The sequence below is a fragment of the Altererythrobacter sp. C41 genome, assembly GCF_016803135.1.
GTDB lineage: Bacteria > Pseudomonadota > Alphaproteobacteria > Sphingomonadales > Sphingomonadaceae > Pelagerythrobacter.
Genome location: NZ_JAEVFE010000009.1, coordinates 20,919 through 44,827, shown reverse-complemented (window position 1 = coordinate 44,827; position 23,909 = coordinate 20,919). Strand labels below are relative to the sequence as shown.

The window sequence follows — 23,909 nt, the reverse complement described above, 5'->3', positions numbered from 1 at the left end:
GTCTGCATGCGGCCGCACGGAGAACGCGACCAGCGCCGATGACGAGTCCCGCTGCCTTTCTTGCCCCGATCGTGCTGCTGTTCAGCCCGCCGGCACCGGCGGATGAGGCCGGCGATCTGTCGGCGCCGCGGAGCTCGGTTGCTCTCGATCGGGCGGAACCCGGCTGGCGCGTCCTCGACGCCGTTCGCGGCACGCCGGTTCAGCGTCAGGTCCGGATCGAGCAGCGGGTGATCATCCGGATCGTGCCCCGCAGCGCCGCGGCCCGGCAGGGCGCGTCGTCGTTCGTCGAGGCGCCGCGCCAGAACACGCGGCTGGTCGAGCGCAAGGCGGGCGACTGCGTGCCTGCTGCGGCGGTCGGCGCGGTTCAGCCCGCGCCCGACAACCGCCTGATGCTGTTCATGCGCGACCGCCGCCTGTACAGCGCAAAGCTGGAGCGGTCGTGCCACGCGCGCGATTTCTATTCGGGCTTCTACGTCGAACGGAACGAAGACGGGATGATCTGCGTCGATCGCGACAAGCTGCAATCGCGCACCGGATCGAAATGCGAGGTTACGGAGATCAGCCAGATGGTGCCCGCCCGCGACTGACGATCGGCGGCTGCCCGCGCGCTTTTCTTGACTTTTGCCCTCGCGCCGCGCAAAGGGCGCCGCGCTTGTGCAAGTGCGAAGGCGCTGCACAATCTATGGGCGTGCACCCTCGAAACCCGGACAATTCGAACTCAGATGACATTTGCCGACCTCGGCCTCTCGCCCGAACTGCTCAAAGCCGTCGAAGACGCCGGCTATACCGAGCCGACGCCGATTCAGGCGCAGGCGATCCCGCCGGTGCTGATGATGAAGGACCTCATCGGCATCGCGCAGACCGGGACGGGCAAGACGGCGAGCTTCGTGCTGCCGATGATCGACATCCTCGCCAACGGCCGCCGCCGGGCGCTGATGCCGCGTAGCCTGATTCTCGAGCCTACGCGGGAACTTGCAGCGCAAGTTGCCGAGAATTTCGAGAAGTACGGCGTCAATCACGACCTCAGGATGGCGTTGCTGATCGGCGGCGTGCAGATGGGCGACCAGATCAAGGCGCTCAACGACGGGGTCGACGTGCTGATCGCTACGCCGGGCCGCCTGATGGACCTGTTCGAGCGCGGGAAGATCCTGCTCAACGGCTGTGAGCTGCTGGTGATCGACGAGGCCGACCGGATGCTCGACATGGGCTTCATCCCCGACATCGAGTTCATCTGTTCCAAGCTGCCCGACACGCGCCAGACGATGCTGTTCTCGGCCACGATGCCCCCGCCGATCGAGAAACTCGCGAAGAAGTTTCTCAACAATCCCAAGCGAGTCGAAGTCAGCCGCGCAGCGAGCACCAACAAGGACATCACCGCCTTCAAGGTGCCGGTGAAGAGCCGCCAGAAGCGCGAGACGCTGCGCTGGCTGCTGAGAAACGATCTGGTCGAGACCGCGATCGTCTTCGCCAACCGCAAGACGACCGTGCGCGAGCTCAACAAGAGCCTCCAGCGCCACGGCTTCGCCAGCGGCGAGATCCACGGCGACATGGACCAGACCAGCCGCCTGCGCGAGCTCGACCGGTTCAAGAAGGGCGAGGTCAACATTCTCGTCGCCTCCGACGTCGCCGCGCGCGGGCTCGACATCAAGGGCGTCAGCCACGTGTTCAACTTCGACACGCCCTGGCACCCCGACGACTACGTCCACCGCATCGGCCGCACCGGCCGCGCCGGAGCGAAGGGGCGGGCGTTCACCTTCGTCGCCGAGGAAGACGCCGAGGCGATCGACAACGTCGAGAAGCTCACCGGCGCCGAAATCCCGGTGTTCGGCAAGAAGGACGTGCGCGTCGAACTCAGGCCCGCAGCCGAGCCGCGCGACGATCGGGACGAGGAAGAGGAGCGGCCGCGCCGCTCTCGCCGCGACCGGGACGACGAGGATCGCGAGGCACGCCCGGCAAGATCGCGCCGGGAGAAGGCGGCGAAGCCGGAACGCTCGCGCCGTCGCCGTGACGAAGACGACGAGCCGGTGCCCGCCGGTGAGTGGAACGGTCCGAAGCCCGACTTCCTCAGCGTCAGCGCGCTCTAGGGTTTAGTTCCGGGGATCCCGGCGGGCGCGGGGCCCGGGCAGCGAGGTCCAACCGGGCGGGAATCGATCCCGCTTTCGCTGGCACGATGCTCCAGTCGAACCTAAAGCGCCTCTTCGTTGTCGCCGCCCTTGCGATTCTCGCGATCACGCGCGTTCGAGCGGTTGGGATCGCGTTCTTCCTGCTTCTGCAGCTTCTCGTTCGGATTGGCGCTGCCGCGGTTTTCCTTCCGCGCCTGGGCATTGCCGGTTTCGCTGGCCATGTCGTTCTCCTTCAGCGAAACCAACGGCCGCGTGGCGAGAGGTTTCCCTTTGCCTGCGGCGCCTCTGCCAAGCTCGATCAGTCCATATGCTCGATGTCGTCGCCGACGATCGCGGTCCAGCGGTGCTTGCGCTCCTCGTACACCGAGAACTTTGGCGAGGGAAAATCGGGATCGGCGAAGGCTCCGACCGGAACGGCCGTCACGCCCGCCATACCGTCGTTGACATAGGCGACGGTAGAGCCGCAGTCGGGGCAGAAGCGATAAGTCGCCCGCCCGCCGCTGTCGCCAGCCCGCGACCACTCGCTGAAAGTCCCCGTCAGCTCGAACCGCTCGTCGGGCCAGCGCGCCTGGACCGCGAACGCGCTGCCGGTCCGCTGCTGGCAGGCGAGACAATGGCAGACCGAAACGCGCACCGGATCGCCCGTGCACCTGGCCTGCAACTGGCCACATCGGCAGGTCGCCACGTGATCGGTCATGATGCGGTTCTAAAACCGATCGCGTGCCCCCTGCAACAGGCGGCCGCTGGATGGCGGGATGTGGTTGGTGAATGCGGGGCTCGGGAGCCGCGCAGCGGTGGCCTTCACGCCACCGTGACGAAGCTGTCGATTACCCGCTTGGTCCCCGCCTGCTCGAACTCGATCTCCAGCCGGTTGCCTTCCTGGTCGGTCACCGTGCCGTAGCCGAACTTGTCATGGAACACGCGCTGGCCGATCGCGATGTCGGTGCGCGGCTTGGCGGCGAAGCTGGCGGCGCTGCGGGTGGTTTCCTTGAGGCGCTTGGGCGTCGCGTCGTAGCCGGTCGTGAGAGCGCGTTGCCAGCCGGGGCCGCGGGTTTGCGTGCGGGCGGGGCGCTCGCGGGCGAGGTGGGCGAAAGGATCTTCGTGCTCGGTCATGCCGGCGCGCCAGAGCGAGGCGCCGCCGGTGAGGGTGGTCTCTTCCTCGATGTGATCGGCTGGCAGTTCGCCGATGAAGCGGCTGGGGATCGAGCTGGTCCACTGGCCGTAGATGCGCCGGTTGGCCGCGTGGAGGATCGTGCAGCGCCGCCGCGCACGCGTGATCGCGACGTAGGCGAGGCGGCGTTCCTCCTCCAGCGAGGCCAGGCCGCCTTCGTCGAGCGCGCGCTGACTGGGGAACACGCCTTCCTCCCACCCGGGCAGGAAGACGTTGTCGAACTCCAGCCCCTTGGCGGCGTGGATGGTCATGATCGTGACCTTCTCGCTCGTCTGGTCGGCGTCGTTGTCCATCACCAGGCTGACGTGTTCGAGGAAGTCGCCGAGCGTCTCGTATTCCTCCATCGCGCGCGCGAGCTCGGAAAGATTCTCCAGCCGGTTCGAGGCCTCGGCGGTCTTTTCCGCCTCCAGCATGGCGTTGTAGCCGGTCTCCTCCAGCACCGTGCGCAGCAGCTCGGCCGGGGTGACTTTCTCGGCCTGCTCGCGCCACTCGAGGAACTGGCGCAGGAGGCCGCCGATCGTGTTCGCGGCGCGCGCGGGCAGTTCGTCGCTGTCGGCGAGCTGGAGCGAGGCGGCCGCGAGCGGCATTCCGGTGCGGCGCGCGTGCTGGTGCATCTTCTCCAGCGTCTTGGCGCCGAGGCCGCGCTTGGGCTGGTTGTAGATGCGCTCGAACGCAAGATCGTCCTGCGGCTGCGCGATCACCCGCAGGTAGGCGAGCGCGTCGCGAATCTCCGCGCGCTCGTAGAAGCGGAAACCGCCGACGATACGGTAGTTGAGACCGATCTGGATGAAGCGGTCCTCGAACTCGCGCGTCTGATACTGCGCGCGCACGAGGATCGCGATCTGCTCGAGCGGGGCGCCTTCCCGCTCCAGCCGCTCGATCTCTTCGCCCACCCGGCGCGCTTCCTCGGGCGCGTCCCACACGCCGATCACGCGCACCTTGTCGCCGCCGTCGACCTCGGTCCACAGCGTCTTGCCGAGCCGCTGGCTGTTGGCGTCGATCAGGCCCGATGCGGCGCCGAGGATGTGCGGGGTGGAGCGGTAGTTTTGCTCCAGCTTGATGACCGCGGCGCCCGGAAAATCCTTCTCGAACCTGAGGATGTTGGCAACCTCGGCCCCGCGCCAGGAGTAGATCGACTGGTCGTCGTCCCCCACCACGCAGATGTTCTTGCGCTCCTGCGCGAGCAGGCGGAGCCAGAGGTACTGGACTTGGTTGGTGTCCTGATACTCGTCGACCAGGATGTACTTGAAGCGCTGCTGGTAGTGCGCCAGCACCTCGCGCTCCCGCCGGAACACGTTCAGCATGTGCAGCAGCAGGTCGCCGAAATCGCAGGCGTTGAGCGCCTTCAGCCGGTCCTGGTAGAGCCGGTAGAACTGCTGCCCGCGTCCGTTGGCGTAGGCTTCGTTCTCGATCGCATCGAGGTCTTCGGGGTTGAGGCCGCGGTTCTTCCAGCGGTCGATCAGCCCGGCAAGCTGGCGCGCGGGCCAGCGCTTCTCGTCGAGGTCGTTCTCGACGATGAGCTGCTTGAGCAGACGAAGCTGATCGTCGGTGTCGATGATCGTGTAGTTCGATTGCAGCCCGACCAACTCGGCATGGCGGCGCAGCATCTTGGCGCCGATCGAGTGGAACGTGCCGAGCCAGGGCATGCCCTCGACCGCTTCGCCCAGATGGTGCGCGACCCGCTCGCGCATCTCGCGCGCGGCCTTGTTGGTGAACGTGACGCAGAGGATCTCGCTCGGCCAGGCGCGGCGCGTTGCGACGAGATGTGCCAGCCGTGCGGTGAGCGCCGCCGTCTTGCCCGTGCCTGCGCCGGCGAGCATCAGAACCGGCCCCTCGGTGGTCAGCACGGCTTCCCGCTGGGGCGCGTTAAGCCTCGCTGCGTAAAAGGGAATTTCGCCGTCGGGGGCGGAGTCGGAGGCGGCGCCTGGCAGGGTCATGAGCAGGCGAACAGCTAGGGAACGCGGAGGAAACGCGCAAGGGCCAGCGCGGAACCGCATCACCCGTGCCGCGTAGTGGCACCGATGACGAACGGATGGAGACAGCTCCAATGCGTAGCATAATTCTGGCCAGTGCCGCGGCACTGGCTTTCGCCGTGCCCGCTATCGCTCAGGATACCGAGGCCGAAGCGGAGACGCAGGTCGAAGCGGAAACGCCAGTGGGCACCTTTACCATGACCGCGGATCAGCAGACGTCCTACGACGCATGGCCGGCCGATCGCCAGGCCGCCTACGATGCATGGACCGCCGAGGTTCAGGAGTATTTCTGGTCGCTGACTCCCGAGCAGCAGACCGGCTGGTGGGCGCTGACCGACGAGCAGCGCACGCAGGTCTACCAGATGACGCCGCAGCAGCGCACGTCGGCCTGGGCGCAGATCGCGGCGCAGATGGGCGGTGCCCCGGCGCCGGGCGCCGCGGCTTCGACGGCCGCGACGGCATCTGCAGGAACCCCGGCGGCGACCGCCAGCACGACGGCCTCGATGGCCACGAGCGGGGACATGCGGTTCGTCGAGAGCGAGACGGTACAGACCGCCCCTCCGCCGAAGCAGGACTATCCGGTCTGCAGCGCCGAGGTGCAGGACGGCTGCGTCAATCCGCGCGAGGCGGGGAAGAACTATGGCAACGTCCCGCTGGAGTACTGGCCGGGCAAGCCGGCGAGTGAGATCGACGAGCCGCTGCCGGCCAAGAAGCCGGACGGGGCCTGACGGTATTTCTCCGGCGCGCCTCTGGTCGGCGCGTCGATACCCGAAAAGGGGTGGAGCCGCTTTGCCGGCTCCACCCCTTTTTAATGTTCGCCGGCGACAAGTTGCAAGAAAATCAATCTATTACGGCTCGCCCCGATTCTGACACATTTTCCGACAAGACGTTTCCTCCATGCGATCGTAGTGGAGCGGAAGTCTTGCTGCCGCAGCGCAAAGTCCCCACCCTTTAGCTAATCCTGACGGGGGACCATTTGTCAGGAAGAGTTCGCGTTCGTCGCTTGGGAATATTTGAAAGGAGACTTCCCAATGCGTATCCGTAACCTACTTCCCGCCGTCGCCGCCGTGGCGATCGTTTCCGGTCCTGCGCTCGCTCAGGACACCGAGATGGCCGAACCGCCTGTCGAATCCGCGGAGCCGGCCGACATGGCGACGGCCACCACGCTGGCGCCTGACCAGCAGTCGACTTACGATGCATGGGCGCCCGCGCAGCAGGCGCAGTACGATGCCTGGCCTGCCGAGACGCAGACCTACTTCTGGTCGCTGACGCCGGAGCGTCAGGAGCTGTTCTGGCGCATCTCCGATGCCGACAAGAGCACGCTCGCGACGCTGCCGCCCGAGCAGCAGACTCAGGCCTGGGCGCAGATCGAGGCGCAGGCGGCGGGCATGCCGGCCCCGACGGACCCGGCCGCCAATCCGACGACTCCGGACCCGGCTGGCCCGGACGCCACGACCCCGGATCCGACGGCCGATCCCACGACGGCCGATCCGGCCACTCCAGATGAGCCGGTGACCGACGAACCGATGTAATCGGCCGGTCGGAACATAGCTCGCAAGATCAGTCGGCGAGGCGGAGCAAAGTCAGCTTCGCCTTGCCGACACGTCTTTCGGCATCGATCGAAAGTCCCTTTACCGCTACCGTCTCGTCCGCGCCGGTTTCGAGCGCGACCCAGGTGGCCTCCCCGATCCAGCCCAGCCGCAGCAACCGGTCGAGCGCCACCGCTCCCGCGCCGGTGCCGTAGGGCGGATCAAGCAGCACCAGGTCCCTGGCCGCCTCCGCCGGACCCAGCGCCATGACCGATCCGGCGCGCACTTCGCTCCGCATGCGGGCGTCGAGCGCGGCGATATTGGCGCGGATCGCTTTCAGTGCCGCCTCTTCCTGCTCGACGAACAGGCACTGCGCTGCCCCGCGCGAAAGCGCCTCGAGCCCAAGCGCGCCCGAGCCTGCGAACAGGTCGGCCACGGCGACCTCTTCGAAACTGCCGAGCCGGCTCGCGAGCATCGAGAACAGCGTCTCGCGCGTACGGTCCGCGGTCGGGCGCGTTCCCTCGCCCCTGGGCGCGGCGAGCCTGCGCCCGCGCCATTCGCCCGCGATGATTCTCATGAGAAAGCCCCCTCCTCTTTAGAGGAGGGGGGTGGGGGTGGTGGCGACGCGTCAGCGTCGCGCCCGGCGGCGGGCACCACCCCGGCTGCGACTAGGCTCGCCCCGAAACGAGTTCGGGCCTCGCCAAGTCTCGCTCCCCCTCCTCTGAAGAGGAGTGGGCTCATGTCGTCCGGCCTTTCTTCAGGCTGCTGCGAAACCGCTCGACCTCGTGCTTCTGGATTTCCACCGCCGCGCCGCGCGGCAGCTCGTCCAGCGCGAACGGCCCGTAGCCGACGCGGATCAGGCGGCTCACCTGCAGGCCGAGGTGCTCGAGCACGCGACGGACCTCGCGGTTCTTGCCTTCGGTGATGGTCAGTTCGATCCACTGGTTGCGGCCGGTGCGCCGTTCCATGTTGGCGTCGATTCTGCCGTAGCGCACGCCGTCGATGGTCACCCCGTCGATCAGATCCTCGAGCTGCCCCTGGGTCACGTCGCCGAACGTGCGCGCGCGATAAGTACGCGGGATGCCGCTGGCGGGCAGTTCCATCGCGCGCTTGAGCTCGCCGTCGTTGGTCAGCAGCAGCAGGCCCTCGGTATTGAGGTCGAGCCGGCCGACCGGCATGACGCGCCCGGCGCCCTTGGGAAGCGCGTTGCGGAGCGCAGTGTAGATCGTCGCGCGGCCCTTCGGATCGCGCTCTGCGGTGATGAGGCCGGTCGGCTTGTGAAAGGCGAACAGCCGGGTGCGCTCGGCCTTGCCGACGGGTTTGCCGTCGACCGTGACGCCGCGCAGGTCCGGAATGATCGTGGCCGGGGTGTCGAGCGCCTTGCCGTCGATCGCCACGCGGCCGTCGGCGATCATCCGCTCGACCTCGCGCCGGCTGGCGACGCCCGCGCGCGCGAGCAGCTTGGCGATGCGCTCGCCGGTTCGGGCGCCCTGAGGTTTTGGAGTGTCGGCCATGCAGGGCCTCTACACGCGCCGTCATCCCAGCGAAAGCTGGGATCGCTCTCCGCCAGGTCGGAGCTTGCGGCACGCGATCCCAGCTTTCGCTGGGATGACGGGAGCGGTCAATTCACCGCCCGCAGCGCCTCCTCCACAGTCTCATGGAACCGCCGGATACCGCCCTCCAGCGTGCCGAGCGTCAGCGAGGGCACCGCGCCTGTCGAAAGGCCCTGCTGTCCCAGCTCGGCCGCGCGGAAGTCCTCGTTCGCGAACACGCCGCCGTCGAGCAGGGCCCAGCTCCGCTCCCAGTGGTCGCGCGCCTTGTCGGTTGCGGGAGGCTCGGGGATGAGCATGAAATCCTCCACCAGCGTGCGGTCGTGCGCCTGGGGCATCATCACCATGACGTTGACGTAGTCGGGGCTGGGGATGATCAGCGCGCCGGGGATGAGCTGGTAGGCGAAAGTCACCACGCGGCGCAGCGCGGCCATGTCGGTGAGGTCCACCCCCTCCATCTCCTCCAGCCGGCCGACGGCGGAGCGTGCGTGCGGGCCGACCATGTCGCCCGAGGTCACCCCGTCCTTGAAGAACGGCCCGATCGTCTGGGCGTGGAGCCGGGTGACGTGGTAGCTCTCGAGGAACGCGTCCATGATGAGCTTCCAGTTCGCCGCGACCTCGTGCGTCTTGCGGCGGAATAGCACGTGCTCGCCCATGCCGAGCGCGTCGAAGTCCTCGCCGAGCCGCTCGGCATCCGAGAAATCCGCGCCTTCGCGGGGGCAGAACCAGATCAGCCCGCCGGTCTCGCGGCTGGGCAGTTCGATCAGCCCCATCGTATCCTTGTCGAGCCCCGGGAACGTGTCGGGGCGGGGTAGGGCGAGCAGGCGCCCGTCCACCGAATAGGTCCACGCGTGATAGGGGCAGACGAGCCGCTTCTGGCACACCGCCTCGCCGCCCTCGACCAGCCGCGTGCCGCGGTGGCGGCAGACGTTGAGGAAGACGTGCGCCTTGCCCTCGCCGTCGCGGGTAATCAGCAGCGGCCGCCCGGTCGCATCGTGCGGAACCGCCATGCCGGGCTCGGGAAGGAGCGCGGACGGGCACAGGATCTGCGGCATGCGCTCGTAGATCGCCGCCTTCTCGCGCGCGAAATAGCCGGGCTCGGTGTAGACGCTCGCCGGAACCTCGCTGACGCACGCTTCGGCCCGGCTCTGCCCCTCGGCGATCGCGCGGGCCAGCGCCAGCATGCCGTCGGTCGGCCGCCGCGCGGGATGTTTGGTGTCGATAGCTTCCATAGCGCCTATTCCTGGCCCTCTCCGGCAGCTAGTGTCGCAGAAAATCGGGATAGACGGAAGGACGCTAGGGAATGGCCGAGGCCGCCGACGAAACGAAGAAGATTTCCTCCTGGCGCGCGCTCGGTCTGGCGCTCACCAACCGCAAGACCGGCTTCATGCTCCTCTTCGGCTTCGCCAGCGGACTGCCCTTTGCGCTGTTCCTCGGAACCTTGTTCGCCTGGCTCACGGAGGCGGAAGTCGACCTCGAGACGATGGGCATCTTCTCCCTGATCGGGCTCGCCTACGCCTTCCAGTTCCTGTGGTCGCCGCTGATCGACAAGGTCGACCTGCCGCTGCTGCGCCGGCTGGGCAAGCGCAAGCAATGGATCGTGCCCATGCAGATCCTGCTCGGCGCGATCCTGGTGACGATGAGCGTGCTGGAGCCGCGCACCCAGCTCGGCATGTTCTCGCTGCTGGCCGGTATCGGAGCCTTTGCATCCGCGACGCAGGATATCGCGATCAACGCCTGGCGCATCGACGTGGCCGACGAGAAGGCAACTCTCGATATCCTGTCGACGATCTATCAAATGGGATATCGCCTGTCTTCGCTGGTGGGCGGCGCGCTCGGCCTGATCATCGCCGCCCGGATCGGCTGGCCGGAAACCTACATGGCGATGGGCGCGATCCTGCTGGCAATCGGCGCGATCGGCTTGTTCGCGCCGATCGCCGATTCGCCGCAGAACGAAGCGGGCTTCGCGGGAGAAGAGCAAGTCCGCGCCCTGCGCCGTGCGGGCGAACTTGCGCCGAAAGTGCGCAACCGTGCGCTCCTACTCGTCGGGTTGCTTTGGGCAGTGGCGATCGCGGTGGTGCTGGCATTCATGATCATGTCGATGACCTATGCGCCCGAAGACCGGCCCAACCCCACCGACTTCACGCTCAATTGGGGGCCGTGGATCATCGTCGCGACGATCGTGCTGCCCGCACTGATCGCAGGCTGGCTGGCCGCCCAGAAGCGGGATGGAAAGCACCTTCTGGCCGAGGACGCGCCGCCCGTGACCGGGGGCGCCTACGCCCTCGACCATCTTTATCGCGCGCTGGTGCTGCCGCTGGTCGAGTTCGTGGGACGCATGGGCTGGTCGCTGGTGCTGATCCTGGCGGTGGTGCTGACCTATCGGATCTGCGACGCGATCTGGGGCACCTTCGCCTACCCGTTCTACCTCGGCGAACTGCAGTATACGAATGACGAGGTGGCGGTTGCCTCGAAATTCTTCGGGGTCGGCGCGATCGTCCTCGGCCTCGCCTTGGGCGGATGGATGCTGACGGCACTGGGCCGAATGTTCACTCTGGCCCTCGGCGGCCTGCTCGCCGCGCTGACCAACCTGCTCTACGCCGATCTCGCCGTCGGCGGCGCGAACATGCAGGCGATGAGCGACTTTATCGGCTTCACGGCCCTGATCGAAAGCTTTCCCGGGGGCAGCGCCAAGCTGGCCCGGTTGATGATCACCATCGGCTTCGAAAATCTTGCCATCGGCATCGCCGGGGCCGCCTACGTCGCCTGGCTGTCATCGATAGTGTCGAAGAAGTTCAGTGCGGTGCAATATGCCCTGCTGTCCTCGCTTACCCTGCTCGTGGGAACGCTCGGGCGCGGCGCCCTGGGCGAGATGATCGCGGAGCGCGGATACTTCGACGTCTTCGTGCTGACGACGCTGATCGGTTTCGCCGCCGTAGGGCTCGTTTGCCTCGAATGGTGGCGGGAAAGCCGCGGCAAACGCAAGGCGGGGATCATTGCGCCCGAGGCGGGCGAGGCAGTGCCGGCGAAGTGATCAATCGGGCCATTCGCCGTTGAGCCGCAGCACGTCGCCCGCGAGGTAGAGCGAACCGGCGATCAGCACCGGGAGGCCGTCGTCGGGCAGAGCGGCGAGCGCGGCGGGAACGTCGGGCGCGGCCCGGGCGATTTCGCCGAAGGCTTCGGGCGGGTGGTAATCGTGATCGGGCACCGGGACGGCTGCGAGGCTGGCGATGCTCGGCGCGAGCGGAGCGACGAGCGCCATGGGGTCTTTACCCTCGATCATGCCGATCACGACGTGCAGCCGCTGGCCGGCGAAGTGCTGCGCGAGGGTCGCCCCGGCGCTGGGATTATGGCCCCCGTCGAGCCAGACTTCGCGCTCTCCGGTCAACGGTCCGGGCGCGAGCCGCTGGAGGCGCGCCGGCCAGCGCGCGGCGCGGATGCCTGCGGCCATGGCCTCGGGCGAAACGGATATCGCCTGCTGGTGCCGCAGCATCGCCACGGCCAGTGCCGCATTGCGCGCCTGGTGAAGCCCCGGCAGCGCCGGGAGAGGCAGCGAGAGCGTGCCCTGCCTGTCGGCGTAGGCGATGCGGTCGTGCGCGGCCTCCGCGCTCCATCCGCCGTCCATTGCCTGCGCGAACAGGGGCGCACCCACGCGGTCCGCCACCCGGTCGACTGCGGTCGCCGCTTCGGGAAGGTAGTCGAACGTCACCAGCGGCACGCCCGGTTTGGCGATGCCGGCCTTCTCGAACGCGATGCGCGCGAGCGGTTCGGCGGGCACGCCTTCGTCCGGCGCGAGCAGGAAGCGTTCGTGGTCGATGCCGAGCGCGGCGATGCCGCACACGGCGGGGCGCGGGATCACGTTGGTCGCGTCGAACCGGCCGCCGAGCCCGACCTCGACCACGCAGGCACCCGCCGGCACACGGGCGAATTCGAGGAAGCTGGCGGCGATGGTCACTTCGAAGAAGCTGGGGGCGAGGTGGCTCCCCGCGTCGAGGACTTCGGCGAGCAGCTCGGCCAGGCGCGCGTCGGAAATCAGTTCGCCGGCGACGCGAATGCGCTCGTTGTAGCGCACGAGGTGCGGGCTGGTGGCGGCGTGGACGCGGTGTCCCTGCGCCTCCAGCATCGCGCGCAGGAAGGCGCAGGTCGAACCCTTGCCGTTGGTTCCGGCGACATGGAACACCGGCGGCAGCGCCAGATGCGGATCGCCGAGGCGTGAGAGGAGCGCGCGGATCGTCTCCAGCCCGAGCCGCCCCTGCGGCACCGTAAGCGCCGCCAGCCGGTCGAGCTGCGCCTGGACCGCGGGGTCCGAGGAAGTGCCGAAGTCTTTCATGGCGTCGTCATCCCGGCGAAAGCCGGGATCGCTGTCCTCACGCTCCGGGCTTGCTGCACGCGATTCCAGCTTTCGCTGGAATGACGGCTTGCATCAAGCCGCCGCCCTGGGCTGCAGGTAGTCGAGCAGGCTTGCCAGCGTCGCTTTCAGATCGTGCCGATTGACGACCATATCGACCATGCCGTGCTTGTGCAGGTATTCGGCGCGCTGGAAGCCTTCGGGCAGCTTTTCGCGGATCGTGTCCTGGATCACGCGCTGGCCGGCGAAGCCGATCAGGGCGCCGGGCTCGGCGATATGCACGTCGCCGAGCATGGCGTAGCTGGCGGTGACGCCGCCCGTGGTCGGGTCGGTCAGCACGACGATATAGGGCAGGCCGGCTTCTTTCAGGCGGCGCGTCATCACCGTCGCCTTGGGCATCTGCATCAGGCTGAGAATGCCCTCCTGCATCCGCGCGCCGCCCGCTGCGGTGACGACGATATAGGCGCACTTGCGGGTCAACGCGCGCTCGGCGCCCTGGCAGAAGGCCGTGCCCACGGCCATGCCCATGCTGCCGCCCATGAAGGAGAAGTCCTGCACGCCGACGACCGCCGGTCGGCCCTCGATAGCGCCCGAGCCGACGGTGAAGGCATCCTTGTGCGGGTTCTTCGCGCGCGCCTGCTTCAGCCGGTCGGTGTACTTCTTCGTGTCGCGGAACTTGAGCGGGTCTTCGGCGACGTCGGGCTGACGGAGCACGTCGTAGCCCTCGTCGAGCAACTGGCGCAGCCGCTCGTCGGCGCCGATCCGGCCGTGATGGCCGCAGCGCGGGCAGACCTTGAGATTTTCCTCGTATTCCTTGGTGAACAGCATCTCCGAGCAGCCGGGGCACTTGACCCACAGCGTTTCCTCGGTCGTGCGCTTGGCCACGAAGGGCAGCGAATTGCGGACGCGGGTGAACCAGTTCATGGCGGCGCCTTAAACCGAAATCGAGCGAATGACAGCCCCTCCCGCTTGCCGGAGGGAGCGAAACCTGGTGCCGCGAAGCGGCACCAGGTCGCAGCGGGGTGGGCCTTGCGGCCCGATCCCACCCCCGACCCCTCCCGTGAACGGGAGGGGGATTAGCCGGCGGTGCGGATCGCTCCGGACAGCGCCGAGGTGAGCTCGCGCAGATGCTCGGGCGCGTCCTTGCCGTGCGTGCCGATGAGCTCGACCAGGGCCGAGCCGACGATCACGCCGTCCGCCACGCGCGCGATTGCCGCGGCCTGCTTGGGCGTGCGCACGCCGAAGCCGACTGCCACCGGCAAATCGGTTGCTGCCTTGAACCGCTTTACGGCGTCCTCGATGCTCGCCTGCGCGGCCTGCTGCTTGCCCGTGATCCCGGCGACCGAGACGTAGTAGAGGAACCCGGCCGAGCCCTCGAGCACTTGCGGCAGGCGCGCCGCGTCGGTGGTCGGGGTAGCGAGACGGATCGGGGCGATCCCGGCAGCCCGCAGGGCGGGGCCGAGCGCGTCGTCCTCCTCGGGCGGAATGTCGACGCAGATCACGCCGTCCACGCCGGCCTCGGCGGCGGCGGAGGCGAACCACTCGGGCCTGCGGCGGACCATCGGGTTGGCGTAGCCCATCAGCACCAGCGGCACCTGCGGATGGCGCTGGCGAAATTCGCGCGCGATCCGCAGCACCTCGGCCGTGGTCGTGCCCGCACCGAGCGCCCGGATGTTCGCCGCCTGGATGGCCGGGCCGTCGGCCATCGGATCGGTGAACGGCATGCCAAGCTCGATCACGTCCGCGCCGCCCTCGACCAGCGCATCGAGGTTGGCCGCGGTATCGCCGTCACCCGCGGTGATGAAGGTGACGAGCGCGGGATGTGGTTTAGCGAAGGCGGAGGAAAGGCGGGTCATCGTTGGCCAGCTTCGGAAAGGCGCAAAATTGGAAGCCGGCGCCTCACCTTCGACAGGAGGATGAGGGCCGCGAACATCCCAAGAAACTCCGCTGCGCTCCAGTGGGACAGCAGAGGCTCCGAAAATCCCGGAATCAGGCGCAGGAGCAGCCGAAAGACGAGGAAAAGCGCGACCGTTGCGATCACATTGAGTACAAACTTGAGCAGAGCGCTCATCAAAACGTCACCCCCAGCTTGTCCGCCACGGTGAAGATGTCCTTGTCCCCCCGGCCCGACACGTTGACGAGGATGATCTGGTCCCTGCCATAGTCGCCCGCCAGCTTGGGCAGCGCGGCCAGCGCGTGGGAGCTTTCGAGCGCGGGGATGATGCCTTCCAGTCGGCAGCAGAGCTGGAACGCCTCGAGCGCTTCGTCGTCGCCGATCGGCAGGTACTTCACCCGGCCGCTTTCGTAGAGCCAGGCGTGTTCGGGGCCGATGCCGGGGTAGTCGAGACCCGCGCTGATCGAGTGCGCCTCGGCGATCTGGCCGTCCTCGTCCTGGAGCAGGTAGGTCTTGTTGCCGTGGAGCACGCCCGGCGCGCCGCCGGTCAGACTGGCGGCGTGCTGTCCGCTGTCGATTCCGTGGCCCGCTGCCTCGACGCCGATCATCGCGACGTCCGGATCGTCGAGGAACGGGTGGAACAGGCCGATCGCGTTCGACCCGCCGCCGACCGCCGCGATCAGCAGGTCGGGCAACCGGCCGGTGCGCTCGAGCATCTGCGCGCGCGCTTCCTTGCCGATCACGCTCTGGAAATCGCGCACCAACTCGGGATAGGGGTGCGGCCCTGCCGCGGTGCCGATGATGTAGAAGGTGTCGTGGACGTTGGCGACCCAGTGGCGCAGCGCCTCGTTCATCGCGTCCTTCAAGGTCGCGGCACCGCTGTCCACCGGCACGACCTCCGCGCCGAGCAGCTTCATGCGGAACACGTTCGGCTGCTGGCGCGCGACGTCGGTCGCGCCCATGAAGATCGTGCAGGGCAGGCCGAAACGCGCGCAGACGGTCGCGGTGGCGACGCCGTGCTGGCCCGCCCCGGTCTCGGCGATGATCCTGGTCTTGCCCATGCGGATCGCGAGCAGGATCTGGCCGATGCAATTGTTGATCTTGTGCGCGCCGGTGTGGTTCAGCTCCTCGCGCTTGAACCACACTTGTGCGCCTCCCAGTGCTTCTGTGAGGCGCTCTGCGAAGTAGAGCGGGCTGGGGCGGCCGACATAGTGTTCGAGCAGGTCGTCGAACTGCTCCTGGAACGCGGGATCCGCCTTGGCCGCTCGATATTCGCGCTCCAGATCGAGCACGAGCGGCATCAGCGTTTCGGCTACGTAACGGCCACCGTAGGCGCCGAAATGGCCGCGCTCGTCAGGCTGGTTGCGGAATGAGTTGGGGTGCTCGGTCATTGCCACTCGCGCTTGGCAGAGCCGCCTGGGCTTGTCCAGAATCCCGCAGCCGATCGCGCTCGGCCTTTCCGGGCAGGCGAGGTGTTGCACATGGGCAACACAGCGTTTTTCTTGCAGGGCGGATACTTTTCGGCGCTGGAATCCAGATTCTCAATCACCAGATACGGCGTGTCACAATGCAATGTGGCAAACAAACCCCTAACCGACCAACAGATTCAAGTTATACTTGAACGGAGAAAATAATAATGAATACCAAGTTCGCAGTTATCGCCTCTGCTTCTTTCCTTGCGCTCGCCGCAACTCCGGCGATGGCTGAGCCGTTTTCTGGCCCTTACGTCGGTATCGAAGCTGGTCTCGACAGCTACGAAGTTCAGGCCGATGGCGTGTTCGCCGACGGCGACCATTACGATGGCCTGAGCGGCAACGGCGTCGCGGGCGCCGTGTTCGCCGGCTACGACCTGCCGCTGGGCACCTCCGCCTTCGTGGGCGTCGAAGGCAAGGCCGCGCTGAGCGACGCGGGAGTCACCATCGATACCGGGGCCGACGCGTTCGATCTCAGCGCGAAGGAAACCTTCGGCGCGACGGCTCGCCTCGGCGCGATGCTCAACGACAGCACGGGCATCTACGGCCGTGCCGGCTGGGAAAACACCCGGTTCAAGGCGGAGCTGAACGGTAACGGCGACAGCGAGCGTGACGACGCGCTGGTTCTCGGCGCCGGTCTCGAGACCCGTCTCGGCGATGCGACGTCGTTCCGCGTCGAATACACCTATGCCGACTACAGCGACTTCATCAAGAACAACGCCGTTCGCGCGGGGGTGGCTTACCGCTTCTGACGGCAGTGCCATGACACAACCAGAGGGGCGGCCCGCGGGTCGCCCCTTTTTTCTTGCCTGGCGGGTCGCTGAAAGAGGCCGTTAGTCGAGTGCGAAACGATGTTGCTCGAACGGGGAATGTCGTTCGTCGACGGTAAATGAAAGATACAGGATCGACTTCCCAGATGCAGGCCATCGAACGGACGGGATGGGCCCGCTCCGGATCGTGGAGTTGAGAAAAACAATGAAAAAGTTCGCTTTGGCAACCCTGCCCGCCCTCGTGGGAATGGCCGTTATCGCATCGCCCGCGCAGGCCAACGAAGGCCGTGTGGAAGCGCGCGGCGGCATCGCCTGGGCCAATGGCCATGAAGAGGCTGTTGCAGGCGTCGCCGGCGGTTACGACTTCGATCTTGGCGAAACGACGTTCTTCGGCGTCGAAGGCTCGGCCGACAAGGTCCTCGCCGACGGCGCGGACGTCGTCTGGGGCGCCACGGCGCGCGTCGGTGCCAAGATGGGCGCGAACGGCAAGCTCTATGCCGCCGGCGGCTACACCTTCGGCGAAGGCGAGGACACGCCGCACCTCGGCGCCGGCTATCAGCACCGTCTGGGCACCAACCTCTACGTGAAGGGCGAGTACCGCCACTTCTTCAGCGACTTCGTCGACGTGAACACGGCGGTGGTCGGCGTCGGCTTCACCTTCTGAAGCCTGCGAGAATTGCGAAGGGAAGGGCGGCTCTGCGGGGCCGCCCTTTTTCTATGCGCCGCGTGCCGCCGCGCAGAAGGCCGCGATCAGCACCGGGTCCTTGACGCCCGGCGCGCTTTCCACGCCCGAGGACGTGTCGACCAGCGGCGCACCGGTCGCGCGGATCGCCTCTGCAACGTTGCCCGGCGCGAGTCCTCCGGCGAGGCCCCACGGCAGCGGGCCGCGATATCCGGAGAGCAGCGACCAGTCGAAGCGCAGGCCCATCCCCCCGGGCAGGGCCGCGCCTTTCGGGGTCTTGGCATCGAACAGGATCAGGTCCGCCGCATCGCGGTAGGTGCCGGCGCGCGCAATGTCTGCGTGCACGGCGACCGAGACAACTTTCCACACCGGCAGGCAGAAGCGCGCGCGTATTTGCGCCGCGCGTTCGGGCGTCTCGCTGCCATGAAGCTGAATCGCGTCCAGGCCGCCCGCTGCCACCGCCTCGGCGAGCAGCGCTTCGTCAGGATCGACGAACAGCCCGACCTTGCCGATCCGCCCGTCCGCACGGGCCGAGAGTTCGCGCGCCGCGCCAGCGGCCAGGTTGCGCGGCGAGGGGGCGAAGAACACGAAACCGCAATAATCGGCCCGTGCCTCAATCGCCGCGTCGAGCGCCTCGGGCGTGGATATCCCGCAGATCTTGATTTGCGGCATGGCGGTCAGGTGTTCTGGACGAGGCGAAGGAGCGAGCCGTCGTGATCGACGAGATAGGCGATATCGAGCCCGCTGTGCTCGCGCCGCGGGGCCTGCAACCTCGGGAAACCTGAAGGGCCCGCGCCGATCCCGGCCGCGCGGCATGTCTCGACGAAGGCCGGCATGTCGTCGAGCCGAAGACAGCAACTGAACGAACTCTGGGCAGGATCGAGATCGGGATAAGGGAAGAACTCGAGCTGCACTTCACCACGGCGCAGGATCATCCAGTCGCCATCGCGCCAGGTCCGCTCGAAACCTAGCTCGGCATAAAAGGCTTCGGTCGTGTCGAAATCGCGCGCGGGCAGGTTGGGGGTGGCGCGATCCGCCACGGCTAGAGTGTCGCCTCGATCGCGACGGCGGCCGCGACCGGATCTTCGGCGCGGCTGATCGGACGGCCGACGACGAGCACGCTCGCGCCGTCGTCGCGCGCCTGGCGCGGGGTGACGACGCGTTTCTGATCGCCCGCTCCATTGCCTGGCAGGCGCAGGCCGGGAACGACGAAGAACCCGTCCTTCCATTGCCGGTGCACCGCGCCGACCTCCTGCCCCGAGCAGACGATCCCGTCGAGGCCCGCCGCCTCGGCCAGCTCGGCAAGGCGCATGACCTGATCGTGTGCGCAGCCTTTCACGCCGGTGCGTTCGAGATCGCGGTCGTCCATGCTGGTGAGCATCGTCACCGCGACGACTTTCGTACCGTTGTTGGCGGCAGCCTTGGCATCTTCCATCATCGCGCGCCCGCCGCTGGCGTGAACGGTGACGATTGCGGGCTCGAGCACGTGGATCGCCTGCATCGCGCCGGCGACCGTGTTCGGGATGTCGTGCAGCTTGAGGTCGAGAAAGATCGGCAGCCCCAGGTGTGCGATCTCGTGCACTCCGTGGTGCCCGTGGGCGCAGAAGAATTCGAGGCCCAGCTTCACGCCGCCCACGTGTGCCTTGACCTTGCCGGCCAATGCCTTGGCCGCGTCGAGCTGCGGCAAGTCGAGAGCGAGGTAGACGGGGTTGGTCATAGAGTGTCTTTGGGGCGGTCGTCCGCGACGTCGGTCGTTGCCGGCGTGGGAGCAGGTTCGTGCACGGTATCGGGCGGCGGGGGCGCGGCCGCGGTGTTGGCGACCGCGGTGCGGTGCGCCGTTTCGAGCGAACTGATCCGCCGATTGAGCCGCCACTTCGAACCCTGGTGCAGCAGCCACATCGGCAGCAGACCGAGCAGGAACGACACGACGACCAGCGCCGGGATCTTGGTCTCCAACACAAGGCCCTGCCAGATCGTTATCTCGACTGGCCGCCAGTTGAAGGCCGAAAAGACCAGCAGCGCGGCCAGCAGCAGGACCCAGACGATCGTTCTCACCACTTGCATGCTCTGTCTCGCTTCCCGTTGAAGGCGGTCCGGATGCTAAACGCCTTGGCAATCCAAGGGAAGCCTGCCGCTGCGCCCCTCAGCCGAAGACCCGGGCGAAGACGCGGTCGACTTCCTTGAAGTGATAGTCGAGATCGAATTTCTCCTCGAGATCGCTGGGGCTGAGCGCCGCCGTCACTTCCTCGTCCGCCTTGAGCAGATCGAGTAGCGAGAGCGCGCCGTCCGATTCCCACACCTTCATCGCATTGCGCTGGACCAGGCGGTAGGCGTCCTCGCGGCTGACGCCGGCCTGGGTCAGCGCCAGCAGTACGCGCTGCGAGTGGACGAGGCCGCCCATGCGGTCGAGGTTCTTCTGCATCCGCTCGGGATAGACGAGCAGCTTGTCGATCACGCCGGTGAGGCGCGCGAGGGCGAAGTCAAGGGTGATCGTCGCGTCGGGGCCGATGAAGCGCTCGACCGAGGAGTGGCTGATGTCCCGCTCGTGCCACAGGGCCACGTTCTCGAGCGCGGGCAGGGCATAGGCGCGGATCATGCGGGCCTGTCCGGTGAGGTTCTCGGTCAGGATCGGGTTGCGCTTGTGCGGCATGGCCGAGCTGCCCTTCTGCCCGGGGGAGAAGTATTCCTCCGCCTCCAGCACCTCGGTCCGCTGCAGGTGGCGGATCTCGACCGCGACCCGCTCGATCGAGCCGGCGATCACCGCCAAGGTGGCGAAGAACATCGCGTGCCGGTCACGAGGAATGACCTGCGTGCTGATCGGCTCGACCGCGAGGCCGAGGCGCTCGGCGACATGCTCCTCGACCCGCGGGTCGACGTTGGCGAACGTACCCACCGCGCCGCTGATCGCGCAGGTCGCGATCTCCTCGCGCGCGGCGATCAGCCGCTGGCGGCAACGCGCGAACTCGGCGTAGGCCTGCGCCAGCTTGAGGCCGAAGGTCACCGGCTCGGCATGGATGCCGTGGCTGCGGCCGATGGTGGGAGTGTACTTGTGCTCCTCCGCGCGGCGCTTGATGGCCGCAAGCAACTGGTCGAGATCGGCCAGCAGGATGTCGGACGCGCGGGCGAGCTGAACCGCCAGCGTGGTGTCGAGCACGTCGGAGCTGGTCATGCCCTGGTGCATGAAGCGCGCCTCGTCGCCCACCTGTTCGGCAACCCAGGTGAGGAAGGCGATCACGTCGTGCTTGGTCACTGCCTCGATCGCGTCGATCGCGGGAACGTCGATCTTCGGATCTGTCGCCCACCAGTCCCACAGCGCCTTCGCCGCACTCTTCGGCACGACGCCGAGCTCGCCGAGCTTTTCGGTCGCGTGCGCCTCGATCTCGAACCAGATGCGGTAGCGCGCCTCGGGCTCCCAGATCGCGGTCATTTCGGGGCGGGCGTAGCGGGGGACCATGGCAGACTCCGGAGCGGGAAAGTTTCCGGGCCGGCTAGTGCCGGACGGGCGCGTTGGCAACCCGCGAGATCGGCGCTACAGATGGGGGCACCAATGTTTCCGGGGGGGATCATGCACCGTTACACGTACCTGTTCGCAGGCAGCCTCGTGGTTGCCGCGGCGCCCGCACTGGCGGGTGAGGAAATTCTCTATCAGTCCGCGCCCGAATGGGTCGATCAGGCGGAACTGCCGCCTTCCGAAAGCGAACCCGGGAAGCCTGTCCGGCTGATGGAATCGCAGGTCCGCCTCGACGGCGGGACGGTGTGGCAATTCCACGATATGGCGGTCGCGCTCGACACGCCGATCGCGCTGAGCCAGTTCGGCACGATCACCGCGAACTGGCTGCCCGACAAGGGCGATCTGATCGTCCACCGGGTCCAGATCGTGCGCGACGGGGAACTGCACGACGTGCTGGCCGACGGCGTGCGGTTCGAAGTGCTTCGGCGGGAACGGCAGCTCGAGCAGCGGATTCTCGACGGCGGACTGACCGCGACGCTCGCGGTACCCGGCCTGCGCGTGGGCGATACGCTGCGGGTCGCGTATTCGGTCACCAAGCGCGACCAGGCCTTGGGCAACGAGATGGAATGGCGGGCGTTCGTCTTCGCCGATCCGATGCCGATCGCGTCGGGCCGCATCATCGCCTCCTGGCCCAGCGCGGCGCCCGTGAACCACAAGGCGCTGCGCATCGGGAGCGAGCTCGCCGTCACCGAGGCGGGCGGCATGAAGACGCTGACCGTCGAGATGCCGATCGCGGAGCCGAAGGAAATTCCGTTCGACGCGCCGACGCGCTTCCGCCTCCCTCCCGGAATCCAGGTCGGGACGTTCGACAGCTGGGAAGCCGTGTCCGCGACCATGGCGCCTCATTACGATCCGCAAGGCACGATCCTGCCCGACGGGCCGATCGCGCGCGAGATCGACAAGATCCGGAGCGCAACGACCGATCCGCTTGCCCGCGCGGCTCTCGCCGTCCAGCTCGTTCAGGACGAGGTCGGCTATCTCATGAACGGTCTCGACGGCGGGAACTATCTGCCCCAGTCGCCGGCTCTGACGTGGGAGAAGCGCTTCGGCGATTGCAAGGCGAAGTCGCTGCTCCTCCTCTCCATCTTGCGCGAGCTCGACATTTCCTCGGAAGTCGTGCTGGTCGTGACCGAAGGCGGCGACGCCTTGCCCGACCTGCTGCCGCTGCCGGGCAACTTCAACCACATGATCGTTCGCGCGGACATTGGCGGCGTTTCGTACTGGCTCGATGGAACGAGCGCCGGGACCAGGCTCGAGACGATCGGCGCCGTCCCGCGCTTCGGCTATGCGCTTCCTCTCCGCGCTGGTGGGGCGTCGCTGCAGGAGATCGCGATGCGGCCGCAGACGGTCCCCGACCGCATAGTCCGCATGACGGTCGACCAGCGCGCGGGCATCAGGGTGCCCGCGCTGTTCGATTTCGAACTCACGGTGACGGGCCCCTTCGCCGCGGCGGTCCGGATGCTGACGCAGATGGAGGACGGGGAGCAGCGGGACGACGCCATCTACAGCACCGTGGCCGGCATCATCGGCCCGCATCAACAGGTGGAGAAAACCGTCGCCTACGACGACGAGACGGGCACCGCGACCATCACGGTGGACGGCCTCATGACCACGCCCTGGACGGACGAAGATGGCCGCTACCGCCTCGACGTTCCCTATCAGCCGGCCGCGGAATTCAATTTCGAGATCAACCGTGCGCGTGCCGAGTGGCGCGATCTGCCGGTGATCGTGAACGGGCCCTTGTTCTGGCGCAGCGAGGTCGCATGGCTCCTGCCCGGTGAAGGCGAAGGCTTCGCCATCCGCGGGCAGCCCAGCTTCGAGAACACGATCGGCGGTAACGTCATCCGTTCCACCGGCGGCATCGAAGGCGAACGCTTCGAACTGACGCAGGACCTCCAGAGCCTGGTGTGGGAGATTCCCGCCGACCAGCTCGCTGCGGTGAAGCGTGATACGATGCGCATGCGGCGCCAGTTGCCGAAGCTCATCGCGCCGACGGATGTCAGGCACGAATGGGAATATCGGGGCGACGACAAACGGATGCTCGACGCGATCGACGCCGCCTATTCCGCCCTCGTGGAACAGGAGGAGGATGACCAGGTCGAAGCCTACGTCAACCGCGCGGCGTTCTATGCCGGCACGAGCGACTGGGCCGGCGCTCTCGCCGATCTCGATGTCGTCATCGAGCGCCAGCCGAGCAACGAGCATCATCTCGCGCGCGCGCAGGCGAGGTGGCATCTCGGTGATCTCGAAGGCGCGCTCGCCGACGTTCAGGAGGCCGAACGCCTGAGCCCTTCGGAGGCCGATCATCAGGTGCAGATCGAGCTGCTCGGGCAGATGGGGCGCGGGGACGAGGCTCTGGCTCTGGCCGAGGAGAGCGCGCTCGTCGCGGCAGATCCGGATTCGGCCGACATTCAGCTCGCCTATGCCGAGGGGTGGGCTGGCCGGCGCGAGGAGGGGCTGGCGCGGTTGACCGAACTGGCGGAGACCGCGCCGGCAGGGTCCGAGGCGCACAACGCACTGTGCTGGTATTCGGGGATCTGGAATCTGGCGACGCCAGAGACCTTGCCGGCCTGCCTCAAGGCGATCGAGCAGGCCTCCGGCAGTGCGGCGGCGCTCGACAGCCGGGCGCTCGTCCTGTTCCGCCTCGGCAGGGCGGAAGAAGCCCTCGTCGATCTGAACAAGGTCCTCGCGGTCGCGCCGGGCCAGCATGAGTCGCGCTATCTGCGCGGCATCGTACGCCTGTCGCTGGACGATAAGGCCGGGCAGGAAGATATCGCGACCGCTCTGGCGGCAGAGCCCGCTCTGAAGGGGATCTACGGGGCCTACGGAATGACGCCTCCAACACGCTGATCGAGCGCTCGTCGATCGCCGCCTGCCGGTTGACTA

Annotated in this window: 24 protein-coding genes; 8 read left to right on the top strand and 16 right to left on the bottom strand. The window is 67.4% G+C overall.

Going from position 1 to position 23,909, the window contains the following annotated elements; translation table 11 throughout:
* Positions 1-38 precede the first annotated feature (38 nt).
* Both JNO53_RS13335 and JNO53_RS13330 read left to right on the top strand, forming a co-directional pair.
* Positions 39-587, top strand: coding sequence for a hypothetical protein (locus JNO53_RS13335; protein ID WP_203112290.1), 549 nt, complete (start codon positions 39-41; stop codon positions 585-587).
* Between the two features lie 135 nt (positions 588-722).
* Positions 723-2,084 carry a DEAD/DEAH box helicase gene (locus JNO53_RS13330; RefSeq protein ID WP_203112287.1) on the top strand — a complete coding sequence of 454 codons (1,362 nt, stop codon included), beginning with the start codon at positions 723-725 and terminating at the stop codon, positions 2,082-2,084.
* A 101-nt stretch (positions 2,085-2,185) separates the two neighbouring features.
* Here the strand turns inward: JNO53_RS13330 and JNO53_RS13325 are convergent, their stop codons facing one another.
* The 3 genes from JNO53_RS13325 to JNO53_RS13315 form a co-directional block, all read right to left on the bottom strand.
* Positions 2,186-2,344, bottom strand: a complete 159-nt coding sequence (locus tag JNO53_RS13325; protein ID WP_203112284.1) for a hypothetical protein — start codon at positions 2,342-2,344, stop codon at positions 2,186-2,188.
* 77 nt (positions 2,345-2,421) lie between these two features.
* Positions 2,422-2,820 (bottom strand): GFA family protein, encoded by a 399-nt coding sequence (locus tag JNO53_RS13320; protein WP_203112281.1) that lies wholly within the window; start codon positions 2,818-2,820, stop codon positions 2,422-2,424.
* 104 nt (positions 2,821-2,924) lie between these two features.
* On the bottom strand, positions 2,925-5,231 hold the full coding sequence (locus tag JNO53_RS13315) for an ATP-dependent helicase (protein WP_203112278.1): 2,307 nt from the start codon (positions 5,229-5,231) through the stop codon (positions 2,925-2,927).
* A gap of 110 nt (positions 5,232-5,341) precedes the next feature.
* On the opposite strand from JNO53_RS13315, the gene JNO53_RS13310 reads away from it, so the two are divergent.
* Positions 5,342-5,995, top strand: a complete 654-nt coding sequence (locus tag JNO53_RS13310; RefSeq protein ID WP_203112270.1) for a hypothetical protein — start codon at positions 5,342-5,344, stop codon at positions 5,993-5,995.
* Between the two features lie 303 nt (positions 5,996-6,298).
* Entirely contained in the window at positions 6,299-6,799 is a 501-nt protein-coding gene (locus JNO53_RS13305) for a hypothetical protein (protein WP_203112267.1), read from the top strand.
* A gap of 28 nt (positions 6,800-6,827) precedes the next feature.
* Here the strand turns inward: JNO53_RS13305 and rsmD are convergent, their stop codons facing one another.
* The 3 genes from rsmD to JNO53_RS13290 form a co-directional block, all read right to left on the bottom strand.
* Complete coding sequence (gene rsmD, locus JNO53_RS13300) at positions 6,828-7,373, bottom strand: 16S rRNA (guanine(966)-N(2))-methyltransferase RsmD (protein WP_203112264.1); 546 nt, start codon at positions 7,371-7,373, stop codon at positions 6,828-6,830.
* 160 nt (positions 7,374-7,533) lie between these two features.
* A complete protein-coding gene (locus JNO53_RS13295; RefSeq protein WP_203112252.1) occupies positions 7,534-8,310 on the bottom strand; it encodes a pseudouridine synthase in 777 nt (258 codons plus the stop codon).
* A gap of 107 nt (positions 8,311-8,417) precedes the next feature.
* Positions 8,418-9,578 carry an aromatic ring-hydroxylating oxygenase subunit alpha gene (locus JNO53_RS13290; RefSeq protein WP_203112250.1) on the bottom strand — a complete coding sequence of 387 codons (1,161 nt, stop codon included), beginning with the start codon at positions 9,576-9,578 and terminating at the stop codon, positions 8,418-8,420.
* A gap of 71 nt (positions 9,579-9,649) precedes the next feature.
* Here JNO53_RS13290 and JNO53_RS13285 point away from each other — a divergent pair, with 71 nt between their 5' ends.
* Entirely contained in the window at positions 9,650-11,380 is a 1,731-nt protein-coding gene (locus tag JNO53_RS13285) for an AmpG family muropeptide MFS transporter (protein ID WP_203112233.1), read from the top strand.
* Here the strand turns inward: JNO53_RS13285 and JNO53_RS13280 are convergent, their stop codons facing one another.
* The 5 genes from JNO53_RS13280 to trpB form a co-directional block, all read right to left on the bottom strand.
* On the bottom strand, positions 11,381-12,676 hold the full coding sequence (locus tag JNO53_RS13280; protein ID WP_203112230.1) for a bifunctional folylpolyglutamate synthase/dihydrofolate synthase: 1,296 nt from the start codon (positions 12,674-12,676) through the stop codon (positions 11,381-11,383).
* Positions 12,677-12,769: 93 nt separating this feature from the next.
* Positions 12,770-13,618, bottom strand: coding sequence for an acetyl-CoA carboxylase, carboxyltransferase subunit beta (gene accD / locus JNO53_RS13275; protein ID WP_203112227.1), 849 nt, complete (start codon positions 13,616-13,618; stop codon positions 12,770-12,772).
* A 152-nt stretch (positions 13,619-13,770) separates the two neighbouring features.
* A complete protein-coding gene (gene trpA, locus JNO53_RS13270) occupies positions 13,771-14,550 on the bottom strand; it encodes a tryptophan synthase subunit alpha (RefSeq protein WP_203112224.1) in 780 nt (259 codons plus the stop codon).
* Positions 14,547-14,765 (bottom strand): hypothetical protein, encoded by a 219-nt coding sequence (locus JNO53_RS13265; RefSeq protein ID WP_203112221.1) that lies wholly within the window; start codon positions 14,763-14,765, stop codon positions 14,547-14,549. Before JNO53_RS13265 ends, trpA begins: the two co-directional genes overlap by 4 nt.
* Positions 14,765-15,979: a tryptophan synthase subunit beta gene (gene trpB / locus JNO53_RS13260; RefSeq protein WP_203112218.1), complete on the bottom strand. Its 1,215-nt coding sequence runs from the start codon at positions 15,977-15,979 to the stop codon at positions 14,765-14,767. Before trpB ends, JNO53_RS13265 begins: the two co-directional genes overlap by 1 nt.
* A 245-nt stretch (positions 15,980-16,224) precedes the next feature.
* Between trpB and JNO53_RS13255 the strand changes: the two genes are divergently transcribed.
* Together JNO53_RS13255 and JNO53_RS13250 are read left to right on the top strand one after the other, a co-directional pair.
* Positions 16,225-16,812: a porin family protein gene (locus tag JNO53_RS13255; protein WP_203112215.1), complete on the top strand. Its 588-nt coding sequence runs from the start codon at positions 16,225-16,227 to the stop codon at positions 16,810-16,812.
* Positions 16,813-17,035: 223 nt separating this feature from the next.
* On the top strand, positions 17,036-17,494 hold the full coding sequence (locus JNO53_RS13250) for an outer membrane protein (protein WP_203112212.1): 459 nt from the start codon (positions 17,036-17,038) through the stop codon (positions 17,492-17,494).
* A 51-nt stretch (positions 17,495-17,545) separates the two neighbouring features.
* Here the strand turns inward: JNO53_RS13250 and JNO53_RS13245 are convergent, their stop codons facing one another.
* From JNO53_RS13245 to purB, 5 genes are all read right to left on the bottom strand, one after another.
* On the bottom strand, positions 17,546-18,184 hold the full coding sequence (locus JNO53_RS13245) for a phosphoribosylanthranilate isomerase (protein ID WP_203112209.1): 639 nt from the start codon (positions 18,182-18,184) through the stop codon (positions 17,546-17,548).
* Positions 18,185-18,189: 5 nt separating this feature from the next.
* Positions 18,190-18,552 carry a bleomycin resistance protein gene (locus tag JNO53_RS13240; protein ID WP_203112206.1) on the bottom strand — a complete coding sequence of 121 codons (363 nt, stop codon included), beginning with the start codon at positions 18,550-18,552 and terminating at the stop codon, positions 18,190-18,192.
* Positions 18,553-18,554: 2 nt separating this feature from the next.
* Complete coding sequence (gene pyrF, locus JNO53_RS13235) at positions 18,555-19,229, bottom strand: orotidine-5'-phosphate decarboxylase (protein WP_203112203.1); 675 nt, start codon at positions 19,227-19,229, stop codon at positions 18,555-18,557.
* Entirely contained in the window at positions 19,226-19,576 is a 351-nt protein-coding gene (locus JNO53_RS13230; protein ID WP_203112200.1) for a DUF1049 domain-containing protein, read from the bottom strand. Before JNO53_RS13230 ends, pyrF begins: the two co-directional genes overlap by 4 nt.
* A 79-nt stretch (positions 19,577-19,655) precedes the next feature.
* Positions 19,656-20,966: an adenylosuccinate lyase gene (purB, locus tag JNO53_RS13225; RefSeq protein WP_203112197.1), complete on the bottom strand. Its 1,311-nt coding sequence runs from the start codon at positions 20,964-20,966 to the stop codon at positions 19,656-19,658.
* Between the two features lie 111 nt (positions 20,967-21,077).
* On the opposite strand from purB, the gene JNO53_RS13220 reads away from it, so the two are divergent.
* Entirely contained in the window at positions 21,078-23,873 is a 2,796-nt protein-coding gene (locus JNO53_RS13220; protein ID WP_203112193.1) for a DUF3857 domain-containing protein, read from the top strand.
* Positions 23,874-23,909 lie beyond the last annotated feature (36 nt).